This window comes from [Clostridium] aminophilum (genome assembly GCF_900101295.1).
Lineage (GTDB): Bacteria > Bacillota > Clostridia > Lachnospirales > Lachnospiraceae > Clostridium_R > Clostridium_R aminophilum_A.
In genome coordinates this window covers 34,745-54,847 of sequence record NZ_FOIL01000011.1, presented here as the reverse complement: position 1 = coordinate 54,847, position 20,103 = coordinate 34,745, and the positions used below count along the sequence as shown (strand labels likewise).

14 protein-coding genes and 4 tRNA genes are annotated in these 20,103 nt (G+C 52.1%); 16 read left to right on the top strand and 2 right to left on the bottom strand.

Annotation, left to right across the window (positions count from 1 at the left end):
* Positions 1–123: 123 nt before the first annotated feature.
* The 3 genes from BMW41_RS04735 to BMW41_RS04725 all read left to right on the top strand — a co-directional run bounded on the left by BMW41_RS04735 (position 124) and on the right by BMW41_RS04725 (position 4,292).
* Complete coding sequence (locus BMW41_RS04735) at positions 124–1,002, top strand: MBL fold metallo-hydrolase (RefSeq protein WP_074649077.1); 879 nt, start codon at positions 124–126, stop codon at positions 1,000–1,002.
* Between the two features lie 144 nt (positions 1,003–1,146).
* On the top strand, positions 1,147–2,469 hold the full coding sequence (locus BMW41_RS04730; protein ID WP_074649076.1) for an L-cysteine desulfidase family protein: 1,323 nt from the start codon (positions 1,147–1,149) through the stop codon (positions 2,467–2,469).
* A 254-nt stretch (positions 2,470–2,723) separates the two neighbouring features.
* Positions 2,724–4,292 (top strand): sensor domain-containing diguanylate cyclase, encoded by a 1,569-nt coding sequence (locus tag BMW41_RS04725; RefSeq protein ID WP_083378786.1) that lies wholly within the window; start codon positions 2,724–2,726, stop codon positions 4,290–4,292.
* Between the two features lie 241 nt (positions 4,293–4,533).
* Here BMW41_RS04725 and BMW41_RS04720 read toward each other — a convergent pair whose 3' ends face one another.
* Together BMW41_RS04720 and BMW41_RS04715 are read right to left on the bottom strand one after the other, a co-directional pair.
* A complete protein-coding gene (locus BMW41_RS04720; RefSeq protein ID WP_051684713.1) occupies positions 4,534–5,481 on the bottom strand; it encodes a phosphatase PAP2 family protein in 948 nt (315 codons plus the stop codon).
* Between the two features lie 49 nt (positions 5,482–5,530).
* Positions 5,531–6,472 (bottom strand): alpha/beta fold hydrolase, encoded by a 942-nt coding sequence (locus BMW41_RS04715; RefSeq protein ID WP_074649074.1) that lies wholly within the window; start codon positions 6,470–6,472, stop codon positions 5,531–5,533.
* A 342-nt stretch (positions 6,473–6,814) separates the two neighbouring features.
* Here BMW41_RS04715 and BMW41_RS04710 point away from each other — a divergent pair.
* The 13 genes from BMW41_RS04710 to BMW41_RS04640 all read left to right on the top strand — a co-directional run bounded on the left by BMW41_RS04710 (position 6,815) and on the right by BMW41_RS04640 (position 20,087).
* Positions 6,815–6,887 (top strand) — tRNA-Val (locus tag BMW41_RS04710).
* Positions 6,888–6,929: 42 nt separating this feature from the next.
* Positions 6,930–7,003 (top strand) — tRNA-Met (locus BMW41_RS04705).
* Between the two features lie 293 nt (positions 7,004–7,296).
* A tRNA-Val gene (locus tag BMW41_RS04695) sits at positions 7,297–7,369 on the top strand.
* Positions 7,370–7,419: 50 nt separating this feature from the next.
* Positions 7,420–7,493, top strand: a tRNA-Met gene (locus tag BMW41_RS04690).
* A 269-nt stretch (positions 7,494–7,762) separates the two neighbouring features.
* Positions 7,763–8,221 carry a COG2426 family protein gene (locus tag BMW41_RS04685; RefSeq protein WP_074649072.1) on the top strand — a complete coding sequence of 153 codons (459 nt, stop codon included), beginning with the start codon at positions 7,763–7,765 and terminating at the stop codon, positions 8,219–8,221.
* 331 nt (positions 8,222–8,552) lie between these two features.
* The gene (locus tag BMW41_RS04680) at positions 8,553–9,539 is read left to right on the top strand and encodes a diacylglycerol/lipid kinase family protein (RefSeq protein WP_074649071.1); all 987 of its coding nucleotides are present in this window, start codon (positions 8,553–8,555) and stop codon (positions 9,537–9,539) included.
* 31 nt (positions 9,540–9,570) lie between these two features.
* Complete coding sequence (gene ispF / locus BMW41_RS04675) at positions 9,571–10,140, top strand: 2-C-methyl-D-erythritol 2,4-cyclodiphosphate synthase (RefSeq protein WP_031473288.1); 570 nt, start codon at positions 9,571–9,573, stop codon at positions 10,138–10,140.
* A gap of 327 nt (positions 10,141–10,467) precedes the next feature.
* Positions 10,468–11,883 carry a cysteine--tRNA ligase gene (gene cysS / locus BMW41_RS04670; protein ID WP_031473290.1) on the top strand — a complete coding sequence of 472 codons (1,416 nt, stop codon included), beginning with the start codon at positions 10,468–10,470 and terminating at the stop codon, positions 11,881–11,883.
* Complete coding sequence (locus tag BMW41_RS04665; RefSeq protein ID WP_074649070.1) at positions 11,868–12,326, top strand: Mini-ribonuclease 3; 459 nt, start codon at positions 11,868–11,870, stop codon at positions 12,324–12,326. The genes cysS and BMW41_RS04665 overlap by 16 nt, the downstream gene beginning before the upstream one ends.
* A gap of 374 nt (positions 12,327–12,700) precedes the next feature.
* Entirely contained in the window at positions 12,701–13,438 is a 738-nt protein-coding gene (rlmB, locus tag BMW41_RS04660) for a 23S rRNA (guanosine(2251)-2'-O)-methyltransferase RlmB (protein WP_074649083.1), read from the top strand.
* Positions 13,439–14,402: 964 nt separating this feature from the next.
* Positions 14,403–18,059: an InlB B-repeat-containing protein gene (locus tag BMW41_RS04650; RefSeq protein ID WP_177171163.1), complete on the top strand. Its 3,657-nt coding sequence runs from the start codon at positions 14,403–14,405 to the stop codon at positions 18,057–18,059.
* 130 nt (positions 18,060–18,189) lie between these two features.
* On the top strand, positions 18,190–18,885 hold the full coding sequence (locus BMW41_RS04645) for a TetR/AcrR family transcriptional regulator (RefSeq protein ID WP_074649067.1): 696 nt from the start codon (positions 18,190–18,192) through the stop codon (positions 18,883–18,885).
* Between the two features lie 50 nt (positions 18,886–18,935).
* A complete protein-coding gene (locus BMW41_RS04640; protein ID WP_074649066.1) occupies positions 18,936–20,087 on the top strand; it encodes a DUF5640 domain-containing protein in 1,152 nt (383 codons plus the stop codon).
* The last annotated feature ends 16 nt before the right edge of the window (positions 20,088–20,103 follow it).

The window sequence follows — 20,103 nt, the reverse complement described above, 5'->3', positions numbered from 1 at the left end:
CGCAGGCGGAAAGATGGCCTTTGTCTCTCTTGCATTCCGGACAAAAGGAGACTATAACAGGTGGTTAGGGTTAGCTAATTTTGGCTAATCTAAAAAATGATCTGTATGTGGGAGGAATGAGCGATGTCCAGAAGAGCATCCAATTTTCAGCGCGTAGTCATGTCGTGGGGGTACCGTGGAAAAGAGATCTTTAAACCACTGAATACCGGAAAGATCGACGAGCATGTGTCCTGTGTCCGGGAATGGATCGCGAATATTTTCTTTTATTCGAAGAACGGAACGACCGTCATGATCGATGCCGGATACAGTTATCCGCGTCTGGCGGAAAAAATGAAATGGATTGATGTGGACCCGGCCTCGATCCGGCATATCCTGCTGACACATCAGGACACGGATCATGTCGGGGCGGTGGAGCGCGACAGTGACGGACTCTTTCGCAGGGCAAAAGTCTATCTCAGTGAAACAGAAAACAGATATCTGACGGGAGAGGTGCGCCGGAAGGTATGCTTTGGCCTTTATAAGCTCCCGATGGTGGTGAGCGATAATGAGCGGAGGCTCTTAAAAGACGGCGAGATATTTTATATTGGAGACATCCGGGTGGAGGCGATCCTGGTTCCGGGACACACCTGGGGACATATGGTCTATCTGATCGATGACCGGTATCTGTTTACCGGAGATACCATCTGGTTTGGACCGGATGGCGGATACAGTTTTATCGGAGGTCTTGCCGAAGACAATCGTCTGTCGGTACAGTCCCTTGCGGCATTGGAGCGAAATCTCCGCGGCAGAGACATTTTTCCAAAGGTGCTCACCGGACACACCGGATGGTCGGACGATCCGGATTATGTCTTCGCGCATACCGATCTTGTGTGCAATGGATTGAAAAAGCAGAAGCCGCATGATCCGAATGCGCCGTATGACGGTTATGATGAGCGGGAGGACACGGAAGCGCGGGCAAGGAGTGGGATGCTGAAGAGAGCGGAGCCGGTGGTGGTTTCCTGAAGGATAATCCCGGACCGAAAGAGCGTCATCCTTTCCTGAAAATCTTTGAAGCCGGAGTACATTGTATTTGGGGAGAAACAGTGATATTATCAGTAATAATACTACTGATAATATCAGTTTTTTCCGGAAGAAGGGAGCGGTACGATGGCATTATCGAGAGAATTGATGGAGAACTATACACAGATTCTGAGGGAGGAGCTGATTCCGGCGATGGGTTGCACCGAGCCGATTGCGATCGCTTATGCAGCAGCGGTTGCGCGGAAGATCCTGGGGGAGGATCCGGTTCGCGTGGCAGTCAATTGTTCCGGCAACATGATCAAGAACGTGAAGGGCGTGACGGTGCCGAATTCCGGGGGGCTCAAGGGAATCGACGCAGCGGCGCTTCTCGGCATCGTGGGCGGAGATCCGGAGAAGGCGCTGGAGGTGATTGCGAAGGTGACGGACGCTGAGCGGGCGAAGACGGCAGAGATTGTCAAAAAACATATCTGCGAGGTCTCTCTGGTGGAAAATGTTCCGAACCTCTATATCCAGATTCTTCTCACCGGTGAGCATCATACATCCGAGGTTGTCATCAGCAAACGCCATACCAATCTTGCGGTCATGAAGCGAGACGGAAAAGACTGCGGAAACTGTCAGGAAGGCGAGGCGTCCCACAGCCTGGATCAGGTTAAGGAAGAGAAAGAGGACAATGAGCGCCGGAAGATGACGCTGATGGATCTGCTCGAGTACGCGGATACCGTTGATCTGGACGATGTGAGAGAGGTGCTGGAGCGGCAGATTGCATTTAACAGCGCGATCGCACAGGAGGGACTCGACAATGCCTGGGGAGCCGGCGTCGGAAAAACGATCGTGGAACAGTGGGGCGGAAATGTCAAAGAACTCGCCTGCGCCATGGCGGCAGCCGGTTCGGATGCTCGGATGAGCGGATGTCCGCTGCCGGTTGTGATCAATTCGGGAAGCGGAAACCAGGGCATCACGGTTACCATGCCGGTAGTGGTCTATGCGAAGGAGTGGCATGTGTCGCATGACAAAATGCTGCGCTCGCTTCTGGTCAGCAATCTGGTATCCATTTACATCAAGCATTACATCGGCGCGCTCAGCGCGTTCTGCGGCGCGGTCAGTGCGGCCTGCGGTGCCGGTGCGGCCGTGACCTATATGTCCGGCGGTGATTACTCCCATATCGGAAAGACCATTACCAATGCGCTCTGCAATGTCGGCGGTATCGTCTGCGACGGCGCAAAGCCCAGCTGTGCGGCAAAGATCGCGGCGTCGGTTCACGCGGCACTTCTGGGACACTATATGAGTATGGGCGGCCGTCAGTTTGAGGCCGGAGAGGGCCTGGTGGAAGAAGATGTCGAGCAGACGATCAAGAATATGGGATATGTTGGAAAAGTCGGCATGAAGGGAACGGATCACGAGATCCTGAATGTCATGATCGACAAGGTGGATGTCGATTCCAGCCTGTGAAAAAATAGAATAAAACAGACAATTGGCGGAAATGATAAAGTTTGAAAGTAAACTTTCAAACTTTGATTGACGGCTCAAATAGACAAGCAAGCTTGTCTGCTTGAGCCTGGAGGACAAAAATATGGAAGGTAACATCATAAGGATAAGGAAAGAAAAAGAAATTATAACATTTTAACCTGAAAACTGTTACAATATTATGGAAGTATACAAAAATTAAATTGCATTTCATGGCATGAAACGGCAATTGGCAGTGGATGGAGAGAAGCACGCCGGTATTTTTTGAGAACAGAAGGCGGATGATCGGGCGCAGTGCGGCTTCGGAATATCCGGAGAGCAGCATTTTCCAAAAAGCAGGAGCAGATATTGACAGCAAAACAGTAGCAGAAAGTCTTGAAAATGGAGTTGGTCAGTTTGAAACGGAGCTGCCGATTGACGTTGAGGATGCGTCTCCGTTATTTGATCTGTCCGCCTATCCGGAAAATCAGCATGATCTTCTTAGAGAATGCAACCGCAGAATTGCAGAGGCAAACAGCAAATACCGTATTGCCCGGTTTCGGGAGGAAATGTTTGCCAAGGGACTGAAAGCGGGGATGTTTTTCTGCACCTTTGACTGGGACGAGAATCTGCTCAGCTTTGAGTTCAATGATGAAACCCGGAAGATGTTGGGGTATAACGGGGTGGAGGATCTTCCCGATGAATTTGACAGTTGGGTGAAGACGCTTGTCCCGGAGGAAAGAGATGCGATCGTGAAGCTTTTCTGGGATTCCATTCATGTTCACCGGGAGCTTCCGGAGATTACGCACGCCACCTATCGGATGCTGAAAAAAGACGGCACCATTATTTGGATTACCGGAGCCGGTCGTTTCATTCGGCGTCCGGATGACGGATCGCTGGAGATCTATATGGGCTGCTATCGGGATATCACCGCGCAGCAGGAACTGAAGGAACATATAAAGATCATTGAGGCGATCGGTAAAGTGTTCAATTTTTCCCTGTTTATCGATGTACGGGATATGAGTTACCGTGTGATCAGCACCAATGAATATGTGGAGATGGCTCCGAAGGATCCGGATGCCTTTCAGTTTCTCAGAAACAATATTGACACAACCGTGGCGGAGCATTTCCGGACAAGCCTGCACGAGTGGCTGAACCTGAAAATGATTCTTTCAGCCATCGAGGAGAACGGTTCAACCAGTATGGAGTTTTACAGTGAGAGCGCTCACCGCTGGTTTGAGGGGATTTTTATGGTCGGCGACCGGGATGAGGCGGGAAATATCACCCATATCGTATATGGCTGCATCGATACTACAGATGTAAAACTTCAGAAACTCGCCCAGCAGAAGAAGATTTCCGATTTCGAGGCGGAGATTTATTTCGACTCCCTGTCCCGAGTGCGAAACCGGAGATTCCTGGATGAGAAAGTGATCGGTAAACCGTGTCATGCCGTGGTTATGGCTGACATCGATCTGTTCAAACAGATCAATGACACGGCCGGTCATCAGCGCGGCGACGAGGTCATCCAAAGGGTGGCAGAACTTTTGAACCGGTCTGTCCGGAAAGAAGATGTCGTTCTTCGCTATGGCGGCGACGAGTTCATGATGGTGTTTTTTGATATTACCAGGAAGGACCTGGAGGCGAAACTCTCGTATCTGCAGTCTGAAGTGAAGAAGATCACGTTTGAGAAAGAGCCGGAAGTCCATATCACGATGAGTTTCGGCGGAGCATTTGGGATCGATATGGTATATAATCTGATCGGAATTGCCGACAAGGCGTTATATGAATCCAAAAAGAAGCGTGATAGTTATACGGTGATTGAGACATAAAGAGATCCATGAGAGCCGAAGCGTGAGAAATGAGAATTGTGAGGATTGTGACGGAGTACGGATGAACTTTGAATCTGTGATCACGAGAGAGAGCCCCGGGCCGGATGGCCCGGGGCTTTTGCGGTGTGTCAAATCACACAGAAAACGGTGCGCTGCGCCGTCCGGCTGTGGTCCGGCGTTATCCGGCAAACGAACACTGCGCCGTCCGGCTGTGGTTCGGTGTTATCCGGCAAACGAAGCATTATGCCGCCGGCTTGTGTTCCAGATGTTTTATACAGAACGGAACGAGGAAGGTTACATAGAACATCTGGACGAAGCAGGTCAGGAGTGTTCCGCCTGCTCCCGGAATCCCGCTTTTGAACAACGGCAGCAGGATCAGGCTGACGGCATAATATCCGAGAAGTCCTGCCGTGAGTCTGGTCATCCGCGTCATCATCGGGATATCGGTGGAAAAACCGACATATCGTCTTTCCAACACCCAGCCGAGCAGGAAGCCGATGCACCAGCCGACACCCTTGAAGGTGTCGTTGGCCATTTTGGCACCGTCCACCAGAAGTTTTCCGGCTGCGTCATAATCGACCGGATAAGATTTTAGAGCCGCGTATGCGGCAACGGCGACGGAGATACCGATGCCGGCACACATCACCGCGATATCTTTTTCCGGATGCCGATTGATCCATGCAAGAAGCTTTGCCGTCAGCCACATGACAAGAACTCCTGCCGCCAGACCGACCAGAATATCCTGCGGGGTGTGCACGCCGAGGAAATTCCGGCTTAACGCGATGAGTACGGCAATCAATCCAAGGACAACCCGAAGAAGTCGGGGGAGTTCCCGGCGGATCGCGCCTCCTCCGAAGAGAGAGGCGGCATTCATGCTGTGTCCGCTGGGAAATGAATAACCGGTCGCCGACGCGAGGGCATCGCTGTCGGGAATAATCCGGGGATCCCTGATCCAGGGACGGTATACGCAGGCACTCACCTTCAAAAGGCCGTTGACGATGCGGTTGCCGCTCCAGCCCATCAGAAGATAGGTGCCGAAGTTTTTGCTGACGCACCAGTAGATCAGGGCGGTGAAGATCAGGACCGTATTCATTTCTCCGATGTAACTCATCTTGGTCATAAAGGCGGTCAGACAGGAACCGACTCCGTTCCGGAATTCCTGAAAACCCAACAGTATATTGATATCCATGACTTATCCTTCCTGTTATGGCAAAACTGAAATTTAGATTTTATCAAGTTCACTCTTCTTCTTTGGTCAGATGCTCGTCCATGAAATCCAGAATTCCGTCTTCCACGATCTCTTTGAGATCCCGGTAATTGTGAATCTCATGGCGATAGCCCGGATAGAGCATGGTTTCCACATCGTGTCCAGTGTCGATCAGCCAGTTGGTCGTCTGCATGACGCCGGTTCCGAACTGACCGACCGGATCCTGATCCCCCGCGATATTGTAGATCGGAAGCCCGGCCGGAACCTTCTTTGCCCATTCTTCGCCGGTGATATATTCCATCATCTGACCGAAGTAATAGAAGGACTGATTCAGACACGGTCTGCTGAATGCGTCAAACGGGTCGGCGGCGTGATCCTTCTGAACGAACGGATCCGCGCAGATCCATTCATTGCCGATGGAGGCGCCTTCCGGGCATCGGCGGAACATCCAGCCCATCATTTTTGCCGGAACCAGCGGATCCGCCTCTTTTCCCTTTCCGTCATCCATCAGTTTCTGGAGATAATCCAGATTCTCTTTCAGGTTCGGCCATACGCCGAGGGTTCCGCAGATGGTTACACCTGCAAGCTCATCGCCGTATTTTGTGATGTAATCGCGGACGATGAAGGATCCCATGCTGTGACCGAAGAGGAAATACGGCAGGTCCGGGTACATTTTGACCGTCAGGTCATGGAGCCGGTGTTCATCCTCCATCATCGTATGGAATCCTTTGTCACCCCAGTCGCCCCAGGTGTTGTTCTCCAGCGCGGTCTTTCCATGGCCGACATGATCGTCGGCGGCCACGATATAACCTTCTTCGACAAACGTTGAAATCATATGAAGATACCGGCGGGAGTGTTCCCCGAAACCATGGATCAGCTGTACAATGCCCTTGGGCTCGGCAGCCGGGACGTAGATCCATCCGTATACGGTATCTCTTTCATTGAATGACGGGAAATTGACTTCGTGCAGCATAAGACGCCTCCTCTGTTTGATGGATTCGGACCGTGTTCGCGAAATCCAAAGAGGCGGTGTTCCTTACCCGTTCGGATTGGGCGAAAACAGACCGAAATGTGCAGAAAATACAGTGTGAATGGAATGAAATAATCCACAAATAGAGTATAACATGAAAAAATACTTATACCAGAGCGGAATTGTGGGAAGCACACGCAGGAAACGTGAAAATGTTGAACGGTAAATTGTGGATGGAATAATGTGAAGGGAAAATAAAAAAAATAAAAAATTCAGAATAAATCGTTGACAAATGAAACATGATTTGATAAACTATCAAAGTCGCGTGAGCGACAGCAAGGATGTGGGGTGTTAGCTCAGCTGGGAGAGCATCTGCCTTACAAGCAGGGGGTCATAGGTTCGAGCCCTATACGCCCCATCCGATCGGTTCAGGTGAAAGCCTGAACCGAATCTTAAATATGGCGAGGTAGCTCAGCTGGCTAGAGCACACGGTTCATACCCGTGGTGTCGAGGGTTCAAGTCCCCCTCTCGCTATGATCGATTCCGGAAGCAGAGATGCTTCCGGTTTTTTTGTTGCGCAGGAAATTTCTTCGGAATTCCTGTGCAACAAAACCGCTCTGCGGGGATGCGCGCTGCTGAGCGGAAGAGGGCATTCTGGGGGCAGCAGCGATGGCCGGCGGCGACCGCCGCGTTCCGCGTTCTTTCTGCCCGAATTCGTGTCTTCAAGGGAGTTTTAAAAACAATTCGAAAAAATCGAAAAATAATGTTGACATATCACCCCAGGTCTGCTATTATGATGGAGTCGCGTGAGCGACACAAAAGGATGTGGGGTGTTAGCTCAGCTGGGAGAGCATCTGCCTTACAAGCAGGGGGTCATAGGTTCGAGCCCTATACGCCCCATCCAATCGGTTCAGACCTGATCGTCTGAACCGATGATTTTTTCTTAATATGGCGAGGTAGCTCAGCTGGCTAGAGCACGCGGTTCATACCCGCGGTGTCGAGGGTTCAAGTCCCCCTCTCGCTATGATAACCGACTCCGGAAGCAGCGATGTTTCCGGAGTTTTTTACGCGAGCAACGAGCCAAAGCCTGTGCTTGCACGAGGCCTTGGCGACTGCCGCGAAACGGTCGAAAACCGCGAAACGTGTTTCGTCTCGTTGAAGTAACAGGCCCGCCGGCGGCTGCGAAACGTTTGAAGTGCGCGGAGCATGCTCCGGGGCTGACGGCCGAAACAACACGGAGCGTGAGGATGATTGGGCGGAAGCTGTAAGACAGGCTTGTCATGAGGTGAAAAGATGGATTTTTTGAAGATATTTTTGGTTTCCATGGTTCCGATGGTTGAGCTGCGAGGCGCAATTCCATTTTCACAATATCTGGGACTTCCGCTGATCCCGTCGTATCTGATCTGCATCGTGGGCAATATGCTTCCGGTTCCGTTTATCCATCTGTTTGCCAGAAAAGTTCTGGTGGCCGGGAAAAACTGGCCGGTCGTCGGGAATATGTTTGAGTGGATTCTGGACCGTGGAGAAAAGGCGGGAAAAAGGCTGACGGCGAAGGCTGGACGCGGAACCTTTCTTGCGCTTCTCCTTTTTGTCGGAATTCCGCTCCCGGGAACCGGGGCATGGACCGGGACACTGGCGGCCAGCATTCTGGATATGAAGTTTCGGGAGACCGTTGCGGCGGTTATGCTGGGAGTTCTTCTCGCCGGTGTGATCATGATGACCGCAAGTGTGCTCGGTTTCCGTCTTGTATAAGAAATGGCGTAAAAGCACCGGAAAAGGCGCAGGAAACAGCACCGGAAAAACGCAGGAAACAGCGCCGGAAAAGCGTAAAAACATAAGAAAAACATCAGAAAAACATCAGAGGAAACATAAGAAAAAAGTTGCTTTATGGCGCCGCCGCGCGGACCGTTCGTCGGACAGAGACGGGACTTCCGCAGGGGCGCCATTGTTTATATTTTTTTTATCCATTCGTCACAGGCGATATGCTATACTGATTACTAATCGAGAAGACGAAAAACGATCACGGGTATCGGCAGAGTCTGGAACGGCCGGTATCGGAAATCGCTTGTTGACGGAGGCGGAGATGTACTATTTTATCGTCAATCCCAATTCAGGAAGCGGAAGAGGCTTGAAAGTCTGGCAGACAATCGAGCGTATCATCGCCCGAAAGCACATCGAATATGAGGCATATCTGACGGAGGGGCCGGAGCAGGCGGGAGAGTACGCTGCGGCGATCACGGAATCCCTCCGCAAACAATATGAAAGCACGTCGGAAGAAGAATCCACAGATGAGACGGAAACAGCAGACGAACATGTGATGGTCATTGTCGGCGGAGACGGGACATTCAGTGAAGTCCTGAACGGGATGGACACGGATGCACCGGTCACCGTTGGCTATGTTCCCGTGGGAGTGGGCAATGATCTTGCCCGGAGTCTTCGCCTGTCGCGGAGCGTGAATTCCCGCATCCGCAGAATTCTGCGGGCGAAGAAGTACCGCAACCTTGATTACGGCATTATGACAGTGGACGGAGCGGACGGAGAAGCCTGCCACCGGCGTTTTATCGTCAGCAGCGGGATCGGACTCGATGCGGATATCTGCCACCGGGAAGATTCCATGATGCTGAAAATTCTCTTCGGAAAACTGCGGCTGGATCGGCTTTCCCGTTTTTTTGCGCGGTATCACAGCTGCCGGTCGGCGGTTCCGAGCAAAGGCTATATTGTCCTCAACGGAGAGCGGCGAGTGGAGTTCAACAACATTTATTTTGTGAGCGCCATGCTTCTTCCGTATGAATGCGGCGGTATGAAGATCGGACGGGATGCGGGGCGCGGCAACGGGGAACTCTCGATCTGCGTCTATTCGAACAGCAGCCGGACGGAACTGATGAATGCGATGCGGTGCGCGGCGGGCGGACGAAGGAAGATCCGCGGACTCCGGACGTATTCCTGCAAGGAGGCGAAGATTCACACCGAGATTCCGTTTCTTGTCCATGCGGACGGCGAGAGCAGCGGAAACGCGATGACGGATATTCAGGTTTCCTGTGTAAAGGGAAAGATTCGGATGATTATCTGATTTTTATTTGGGAAAGGTAAGAAAGAAACAGATGAGGATAGGACAGGGTTACGATGTACACAAACTGACGGAGGGACGGGAACTGATTCTCGGAGGGGTAAAAATCCCGTATGAAAAGGGACTTCTCGGCCACTCCGACGCGGACGTTCTGCTCCATGCCATCATGGATGCGCTTCTCGGCGCGGCGGCGCTCGGTGACATCGGACAGCATTTTCCGGATACCGATCCGAGGTATGAGGGCGCGGACAGCATGATGCTTCTGCGGGAAGTCGGAAAGATTCTGGAAGAGCACAATTATATCATTGAGAATATTGATTCGACGATCATTGCACAGAAGCCGAAACTCGCGGATTACCGGCCGAAGATGGCGCAGAATATCGCCGATGCGCTCGGGCTGGATGTCGATCAGGTCAGCGTGAAGGCGACGACGGAAGAGCATCTCGGATTTACCGGGCGGGGCGAGGGCATTTCCGCACAGGCGGTAGCGCTTCTTTCGACGGTGGACAATTTCATCTACTACGATCAGACAATGCCAAATGGCGGATGTGCGGGCGGCCGATGCGCCGGATGCGCGGGATGCCTGAAAAATCAGCCGGAGTGATGCATCTGTGAGTTGCGGTGGCACAGAATATTGTTTTGTGATAGAATGGAGGACAGACTATAGCGTTCTGTCTTCCTTTTGTTTAGGCGAGCAAAGAGCCAAAGCTCACGCTTGCGTGAGGCCCTGGCGACTGACGTGAAACGCTCGAAACTTGTGAAGCGTGTTACGACTCGTTTATGCGGGCAGGGAGTCAATGTCCATGCCGGCACAGGGGACATTTGCCCGGATGGTGAGCCGACCTGCGAAGAGCGTCTTATGCCGGGAAAGACAGAATAGAGTAAGATCGTGAACATAAGATCGTGAAAGAATGGAAAAGGGGAAAGTTCGATGAAAATCTTCAACACACTCAGCAGAACAAAAGAAGAGTTCAAGCCGCTTCAGGACGGACAGGTCAGCATGTATGTCTGCGGTCCGACGGTTTATAACTTTATTCATATCGGAAATGCGCGCCCGATGATCGTGTTTGACACCGTGCGCCGGTATTTTGAGTACAAGGGATATAAAGTCAATTACGTATCGAATTTTACGGATGTGGATGACAAGATTATCAAGGCGGCCAACGAAGAGGGCGTGGAGTCTTCCGTTATCTCCGAGCGCTTTATCAGAGAGTGCCTGACCGACATGAAGGGGATGAATATCATGCCGGCGACGAAGAATCCGAAGGCGACAGAAGAGATCGACGGCATGATCGAGATGGTTCAGACGCTGATCGACAAGGGACATGCCTATGTCGCAAAGGACGGAACGGTCTATTTCCGTGTGAAGAGCGACCCGAATTACGGAAAGCTTTCCCATAAGAATATGGATGATCTGGAGTCCGCATTTACCGAGAGAACACTGAAAGTCAGCGGTGAGGACCAGAAGGAAGATCCGAATGATTTCGTTCTCTGGAAACCGAAGAAAGAGGGCGAGCCGTTCTGGGTATCCCCGTGGTGCGAGGGAAGACCGGGCTGGCACATCGAGTGCTCGGTGATGTCCAAAAAATATCTTGGAACCACCATTGACATTCATGCGGGCGGCGAAGATCTCGTGTTCCCGCACCATGAAAATGAGATCGCGCAGAGTGAGTGCGCGAACGGCGAGCCGTTTGCCAAATACTGGATGCACAACGCATTCCTGAATATCGACGGAACCAAGATGTCCAAGTCTCTCGGTAACTTCCGTACCGTCCGCGAGATCAGCGAGCATTATGATCTTCAGGTTCTCCGCCTGTTCATGCTGAGCGCGCAGTACCGCAGCCCGCTGAACTTCAGCGCTGACATGATGGAGTCTGCCAAGACTTCTCTGGAGCGTATCCGCACCGCGTCCGAGAACCAGAGAACGGTGATGGAAAATGGTGCAGAGGGCGCAATGACGGAAGAGGAGACAAAGAATGCGGCTCTTTTGAAGGATTACATCGCAAAGTTTGAGTCGGCGATGGATGATGATTTTAATACCGCGGATGCGGTATCGGCGGTATTTGAGCTGGTTCGTTTCTCCAACTCCACAGTAAAGGCGGATTCCACAAAGGAATATGCAAAGACCGTATTTGACGTTATGGAAAAACTCTGCGGTGTTCTGGGTATCATCACCGAGACAAAAAAGGAGATGCTGGACAGCGATATCGAGGCGATGATTCAGGCGCGTCAGGATGCGAGAAAAGCAAAGAATTTTGCCGAGGCTGACCGGATCCGCAACGAACTGCTGGAAAAAGGGATTATTCTGGAAGACACCAGAGAGGGCGTAAAATGGAAGAGAGCCTGAAGACGATCCTCGAAAACTTCCGGACAGCATTCCGGATCAAAGGACATGAGACCGGAGAGTACTCCGGTCTTCAGCTTGCCTACATCGGCGATGCAGCGTATGAGATGGTGATCCGGACCTATGTGATGGATCAGGGAAACATGCAGGTGGAAAAAATGCACAAGCATACCACTTCTCTGGTCAGGGCGGGGGCACAGGCGGCGATGTACCACGCCATGAATGACGCGGACATCCTGACGGCGGAGGAGATCCGCGCCTATAAGCTCGGAAGAAATTCCAAGTCTTATACCAAAGCGAAGAATGCCACGATGACGGATTACCGGACCGCAACCGGATTTGAAGCGCTGATGGGCTGGCTCTATATGACCGGCCATTACAGCCGCATGATCGAACTGATCGCGTTCGGTTTGAAGGCGATCGGGGAACTGAAGGAGAATGAATGAGCGAGAAAGAGAAAAACAGATTCGGCGGAAGATGGAACGGGGGAAAGGAACTCCGACCGCTCGGCACCATTTCCCGGCCGGAGAGAGCAGAGGATACCGTGGGCGGCTCCGGGCGAAACGGACGGGGAAGTTCCGAGCGCAGGATGTCCGATCGGGTGTCTGACCGGAAGCCGGGTGCCTTCGGAAAACAGACCACGGGGCAGGGATATACGGGGAGAGAAAAGAGCGGAGACCGCAGAAAACCTTTCGAAAAGAGCGAGCGAAAAGGCTTGGGCGGAAAGTATGCGACCTACCGTCTGGACGAAAAACGGGCATCCCGGGTTCAAGATGAGTACGGCGCGACGGCTTCGGAGAAGGCGGAGGACGATGAGTTCATCGCTTCTACCCATATCGAGGGAAGAAATGCCGTCTTAGAAGCATTCCGTTCCGGCAAAACCATCGAAAAGCTTTTTGTACAGGATGCCTGCAAGGATGGTCCGGTCCAGACCATCGTCCGGGAGGCGAAGAAGAATCCGGAAACGATTCTGAACTTTGTCAGCCGCGAGCGCCTGGACGAGCTCTCCGAGACCGGACACCATCAGGGCGTCATCGCCTATGCTGCGGCGTATGCCTATTCCGAGGTGTCGGATATGCTGGCCAAGGCAAAGGAAAAGGGAGAGGATCCGTTCCTGATCCTTCTGGACGGAATTGAAGATCCGCACAATCTCGGGGCGATCATCCGTACGGCGAATCAGGCCGGTGCGCACGGTGTGATTATCACCAAACACAGAGCCTGCGGTCTGACGGCGACGGTGGCAAAGTCCTCCGCCGGCGCGCTGAATTATACGCCGGTCGCCCGGGTGACGAATCTGGGCCAGACCATCGAGGAACTGAAGAAGGAAGGTCTGTGGTTTGCCTGTGCCGATATGGGCGATACGCCGGTCTATAAGCAGAACCTGAAAGGCCCCATCGGTCTGGTGATCGGTAACGAGGGAGACGGCGTCAGCCGTCTGGTGAAGGAGAAATGCGATCTGGTTGCATCCATTCCGATGAAGGGGGATATCGACTCCCTGAACGCATCGGTTGCGGCCGGTATTCTCGCATTTGAGATCGTGCGTCAGCGGATGGGCTGAGAGATGTTTTTCCCAAAATGACGGCTGAGTGAGGATCGCCAGGAACGTCATTGGGGGTCAGATGCCGTGCGGACTTCAGAATCTGGAGACGATGGTTGGAATGTCAGGAAGACAATAATAATAGAATATCATACAGAGAAGGTCTGTGGAACTGTTGGAATCTGTTTAAGGTCTGTAGAGCTGCGAAAAGCAGCCCTGCAGACCTTTTTGTTTCATAGGAAATTTCTCCGAAATTCCCTATGAAACAAAACGCCCCGCGGACTTTGTTCTTTTACGCGAGCAACGAGCCAAAGCCTATGCTTGCATGAGGCCTTGGCGATTGCCGCGAAACGTTCGAAACTCGCGAAGCGTGTTTTACTTTGTTGCCAATTTTATGCATTTCGTTACAATTTGCATTGTTATGATTGAAGCCTGATGTGCATTCTGATAGTATATGTATCGAATAAACACCTGATAGTAGTCGTATCGGGTCGGAAAGATAGAGTGACAAAGGAGATGTCTGCTGTTACCGGTATACATCAGAGAAATAAGAGGGAGAATCAGGATGAAACGATCAATATGGAAAAATCTGGCACAAAGAATAAAAAAGGCGGCCGCCATTGTGACGGCTTTATCCCTTGGATTGTCGCTTGCAGTGGCACAGCCGGTGTATGCCGGAACAGGGGTTTCGAAAATTTCGATTAAAATGCCAATGCCAATAAAAGGGAATGACAAACATCAGGTAGTCATTCCGAAAGGCAAGAAAACCACATTTGTTGTAAAACTGACCGGGTATAGCGGCAAGCCGCTGTATCAGTCAGATTGCAAAACAGTTTTTACGCCAAGCAGTAAGACGAAAGCAACGATCTCGGAACCGGATTACAAAAAAAAGAATTCCAACGTATATTGGGCGGATGTACAGGTGAAACCAAATTCACCCGGTAAATTTGAACTTAAGGCTAAAGTCAAGAAAAAAAATCTTTATGTGTATTGGACAGTCTGTGTCTCCACACCGATTGATCGGATTGCAATCAACAAGGAGGTGGGAGATGATATATACGAAAGTGGAAACGGACCGATCATGGTCGGAGATAAGCTGATTGCGAAAGGCGTGGATCCGGACGACTTAGTGCTGACCACGGCACTGGTAAATTTTAAATGGTATGTGATCGGGGACGATGGTACCCGGACGGAAGTTCCCAAAGGAGTGCGGGATGAAGAGCTGGTTGTTACGGAGGAGATGGTCGGACACAGACTCATGGTGGAAGCAAGACCGTCCAGTTATCTGACAGGAAGCGCGTCCTACGAGACGAGTGAAGCCGTTATCGAGTACCGTGAACGACTGGAAGAACCGGACGCCCCGAAAAACCTGGAGGAGCAGAAATGTTCTGCGAAGGGTAAGAAGGACGGTAAAATAACCGGTGTAACGACTGCGATGGAGTATCAGTTGGAAGGGGCCAAGATTTGGACCCCCGTCACCGGAGATGAGATTACCGGTCTTGCCGAAGGCACATATTATGTGCGATACATGGCGACCGATAAGGCACTGGCATCCAAAAAAACGAAAGTTCGTGTGGGCGCGGTGGCGACGGTTTCTGCACCGAAATTCAGTCCGATGGGTGGAAGTTTTCCGGAACCGGTGGATGTTGCGATCTCCAGTGAGACAAAAGGGGCAGATATCTACTATACTCTGGATGACAGTGAGCCGACCGTGGATAGTGAAAAGTATTCCGGACCGATTCATATCTCGGAGACCACTACCGTCAGGGCGATTGCGGTGAAGGAAGGAAGTAATAACAGTTCCGTGGTTTCGGCAACCTATGAGGTGATCAAAGAAGAAGAAGGTCCGAAGATCACGAAGGATCCGGAGGGAATTTCGGAACTGATGTATGACGGGGAAGAGCATGCTCTGATTACCCCGGGCGAAGTGAAGGACGGGGAACTGTATTATGCGGTGCAGAAAGCCGTAGCCGACGAAAATGAGGATGAGAATGCGGATACGCTGCAGTACCGCAAAGAAATTCCGACTGCGGCAGAGCCCGGAAGCTACTATGTCTGGTATAAGGCGGTTGACACGGAAAAGAAGATCGAAAGTGAGCCGGAGCTTATCATTGTTACGATTTATGACCGGATCCGGATTCATTTCCACGCAAACGGCGGAACCGGGAAAATGGATGACCAGAATGTGACCACGGAGGAAGAGGTAAAGCTGAATGCGAATACATTTTCCAGAGAAGGCTTCCGGTTCACCGGATGGAATACGAAGGCGAATGGCGACGGAGACTCGTATGAGGACGGGGGAGAAGCGGAATTTACCGAAGAAACGGACCTGTATGCGCAGTGGGAGAAGGTGATGGATCATAACCATCTTCCTCTGACAAAGGTGGAAGCGCAGGAGCCGGGATGCGAGAGCGAAGGGAACAAGCAGTATTATGTATGCGAACACTGCGGAAAGATTTATGAAGATCCGGAAGGACAGCTGGAACTCGACAAAACGGCGGTCATCGTTGCGGCGACCGGACACCGGTGGGACGAGGGAACGGTGATTCAGGAACCGACGCATGAGGAGGAGGGAATTCGACGTTATACCTGCCTGAATGATTCTTCTCATACCAAAGAAGAAAAAATTCCGAAAAAGACAAAACCGGCTGCTCCTTCGACCGTTGTGGCCGGCAACTGCACGACGGCGGACAACAACGATGGAAGACTGATTGGCGTAACGACTGCGATGGAATATAAGAAGGCCGATGCCACAGGCTGGACTGCCGGAACAGGAGAGGACATCACAGGCCTTGTTCCCGGAACCTATTATGTCCGCTTAAAGGAAACCGATACGACTTGTGCATCAGACAATCAGGAACTGACGATTTCGGAATATGTTGTGCCGGCCTATGACGTGATCTACAGGGTTGTGGGCGGAACCTGGGCGGATGGCAGTACGGCGGATCGGACAGAAACCGTACAAAGCGGATCGAAGCCGGCCGGCGTGCCTACCGGCATGAAAGCCTCCGAGGGTTTCGAGGACGGATCGTGGGATACAGATCCGGCGGATGCGGAAATCACGGGAGAGAAGACATTTACTTATACTTTCACGGCGAAGCGTATAGCAGCGGTTACCGAAGCGCCCACAGCAAAGAATCTGATTTATAACGGACAGGCTCAGGAACTTGTGACCGCAGGTGAGGCGGAAAACGGCACTATGTTTTACGCTGTGACCGGGGAAGATGATCCGGAACCAGACGCATCTCTTTACACCTCATCCATCCCGGCAAAAACCGGCCCAGGAACCTACCATGTCTGGTATAAGGCGTGTGACACGGAAAAGAATAACGAAAGCGAGCCGGAGTACGTCTCCGTTACGATTCATGACCGAATTGTGATTCATTTCCACGCGAACGGCGGAACCGGAAAAATGGATGATCAGAATGCGGTCACGGGTGATGAGACAAAGCTGAATGCGAATACATTTTCCAGAGAAGGCTTCCGGTTCACCGGATGGAATACGAAGGCGAATGGCAACGGAGATTCGTATGAGGACGGGGAAGAAGCGGAATTTGACGACGAAACGGACCTCTACGCGCAGTGGGAGAAGGTGATGGATCACAACCATCTTCCGCTGACGAAAGTGGAAGCGTGCGATCCGGGATGCGAGAGCGAAGGAAATAAACAGTACTACGAATGCGAGCACTGCGGGAAGATTTATGAGGATCCGGCAGGGCAGGTGGAACTCGACAAAACGGCGGTCATCGTTGCGGCGACCGGACACCGGTGGGACGAGGGAACGGTGATTCAGGAACCGACGTATGAGGAGGAGGGAATTCGCCTTTATACCTGCCTGAATGATTCGTCTCATACCAAAGAAGAAAAAATTCCGAAGAAGACAAAACCGGATCCTGCGATCGATGATTCCGGCGAACCGGGAAGCGGAGAACCCGGAAACGGCGACCACAACGGCGGCGAGGACGACAACGGCGGCGAGGACGACAACGGCGGCGAGGATGACCACGGCGGTGAGGACGACAACCACGGCGGCGAGGATGACAACCACGGCGGCGAGAACGACAACGGCGGCGAGGATGACAACGGCGGCAGCGGGAAGCACAAACGTGATGAACAGATTGTCTGGGATGACAACGATGACGACGACGATAGCGACGATGAGAGCAACGGATCATACCGGTCCGAACTGGAAGGTAAAATGCCTCTGACGCAGTACCGGATCACGGAACATCATCAGGCAGAATCCGGCGTTCCGGTCAGTGATGAGGGCGGCCACTGGGATCAGCAGTCTGACAGCTGGACTTATACCAAGTCGGATGGAACACTTGCCCGGGATGAATGGCTGAACCTCAATTACAACGGACTGACCTACTGGTATGATTTCGATGAGAATGGCATCATGCGGACCAGCTGGTTTGAATTTGGCGGTGAGCGGTACTATTTCATGACGAAGAAAGACGGATGGCGGGGCCGCATGGCGACCGGCTGGAAGCAGATTGACGGAAAGTGGTACTATTTCGATGTCATTCCGGGAGCGACACAGGGAAGAATGATTCATGCCGCGGTGACGCCGGACGGACACAGTGTCGGGGATGACGGCGCCTGGGACGGAAACGGAGAGACCCCGGCAGAGATGGAATAATCATATGTGCCGAACAATCACCGAATCGGGACTGTATCAGGTTTAAAGGACAGTGCGGTCAGGCCAGAAAACGAGGAAACGGAGAAGTTTCGGTAAATTAGGAGTGTTTTGGGAAAGAGAGAATCGGGAGATGTGGACATCATCCAGAGGAGAGAAGAAGATTGAGGCAAGACGAAACGAACTTCTTCAAAAAGGATATGAACTGTTTACGGAACGGAACATCGAATCCGTGACCATGCGTGACGTGGCCAATGCGGTCGGCTGTGGGATTGCCAGCGTATACCGCTATTATAAGAGCAAACCGGTTTTTGTCATCGCGGTGGCGACCTGGGTATGGTCCGGAGTGATTCAGAAAAACAGAGAGAAAAGGCCACATCCGGACCTGACCGCGATGACGGCGGAGGAGATCTTTTCGCTTTTTCTGGAAAGCTTTATCGAGCTGTACCGCTCCCGGCCGGATCTTCTTCGTTTTAACCAGTTTTTCAATATTTATATTCGGTCGGCAAAGATCAGTCCGGAGATGCTGAAACCGTATCAGGATATGATCGAAGAACTGAAAGAACGGTTTCATATCATGTACCGGAAAGCGGAGAGTGATCGGACGATACGGACGGATGAACCGGAGGAAGAGATGTTCTCCACGATCCTTCATCTGATGCTTGCGGCGGTGACAAGATACGCCATCGGACTGGTATACATTCCGGAAAACGGTTTTGATGCGGAAAAGGAATTGGAAAAGCAGAAGGAAGCCCTTCTTCTCCGGTATCGGAACGGGAAGCAGGTCAAAGCGGAAACGCTTGGATCGACATTTTACGAAAAACCGTAATCGGATGAATTTTTTCATGTGACATCTGGCAGAAACAGAGGGGAAAGGATATGAAAAGAAAAACAACAAAAAACATAAAAATAATGGCGCTGGCAGGATTATTGGCCGCATCTGCCGCGTGGAGCGTACATGCTGACGAGATTCCGGCAAAGACTTATGCTGATGAGGGCAGCGCCGGAGCTTCCGGTCAGAACGGGAAACTCTGCGGGGAAAATGGGAGTCCGGAATCACCGGATCTTTCTTCTGAGGAGTATTTCCAGAAAAAAACGGCGTCGGCATCGGAAGGCGGAGAGAGCGAAGAAAAAACGAATCCGGCGAACAACAGCGGAGAAAATTCTGAGACCGAGCCCTCCGGCGAGGGAGGCAGCGGAGCGGAAGAGACCGGTTCCGGTGAGAACAGCGATGGTTCCGCAGCCGGCGATTCCGATCAGAGTGACGCGGGAAAAAACGGAGATGATCAGGAACAGACCGGGGAAGGCGCGGAACAGTCCGGAGATGACCAGAAAAAGGCCGGGGAAGACGCGGAACAGTCCGGAGATGACCAGAAAAAGGCCGGGGAAGACGCGGAACAGTCTGCAGATGATCAGGAAAAGGCCGGGGAAGACGCGGAACAGTCCGCAGATGATCAGGAAAAGGCCGGGGAAGACGCGGAACAGTCCGGAGATGATCAGGAAAAGGCCGGAGAAGACGCGGAACAGTCCGGAGATGATCAGGAAAAGGTCGGAGATGACGCGGAACAGTCCGCAGAGAACCCGGAGGCAGAGACCGGGGCAGTAAATGACAGGAATGGCGCAGAGACGGCACCGACGGAAGCAGCGGGCGTTCCGACAGGAACTTTGCCGGAAACACTGCCGGTTCCGGAGGTCGTTCCGGCTCAGTCTCTCATCCCGCCGGTACAGAAGCCGGAAATCGTGGAACCGGAATTCCTTAGGATGAAAGATATTCAGGGAACCTGGTGCATTGATGACGATACCTTATACCGTTTCAGCACCAACGGAACCGGCGCACTGATCCTGCCGGAGCACAGTTATTCGTTCCATTATACCCTTGAGGAAGATATTCTGGAGATGGACTTTGACAAGTCGGGACTCCGGGATTCGACCTTCAGTGTCTCACTGGAGGACGGCGAGCTGACCATGATCTGTCTGGACGAATTCTTTGAGGATGAGTTCGTTCTGGAGAGGGCAGGCGCTGGGATGTAACGGAGAAATACCGGCA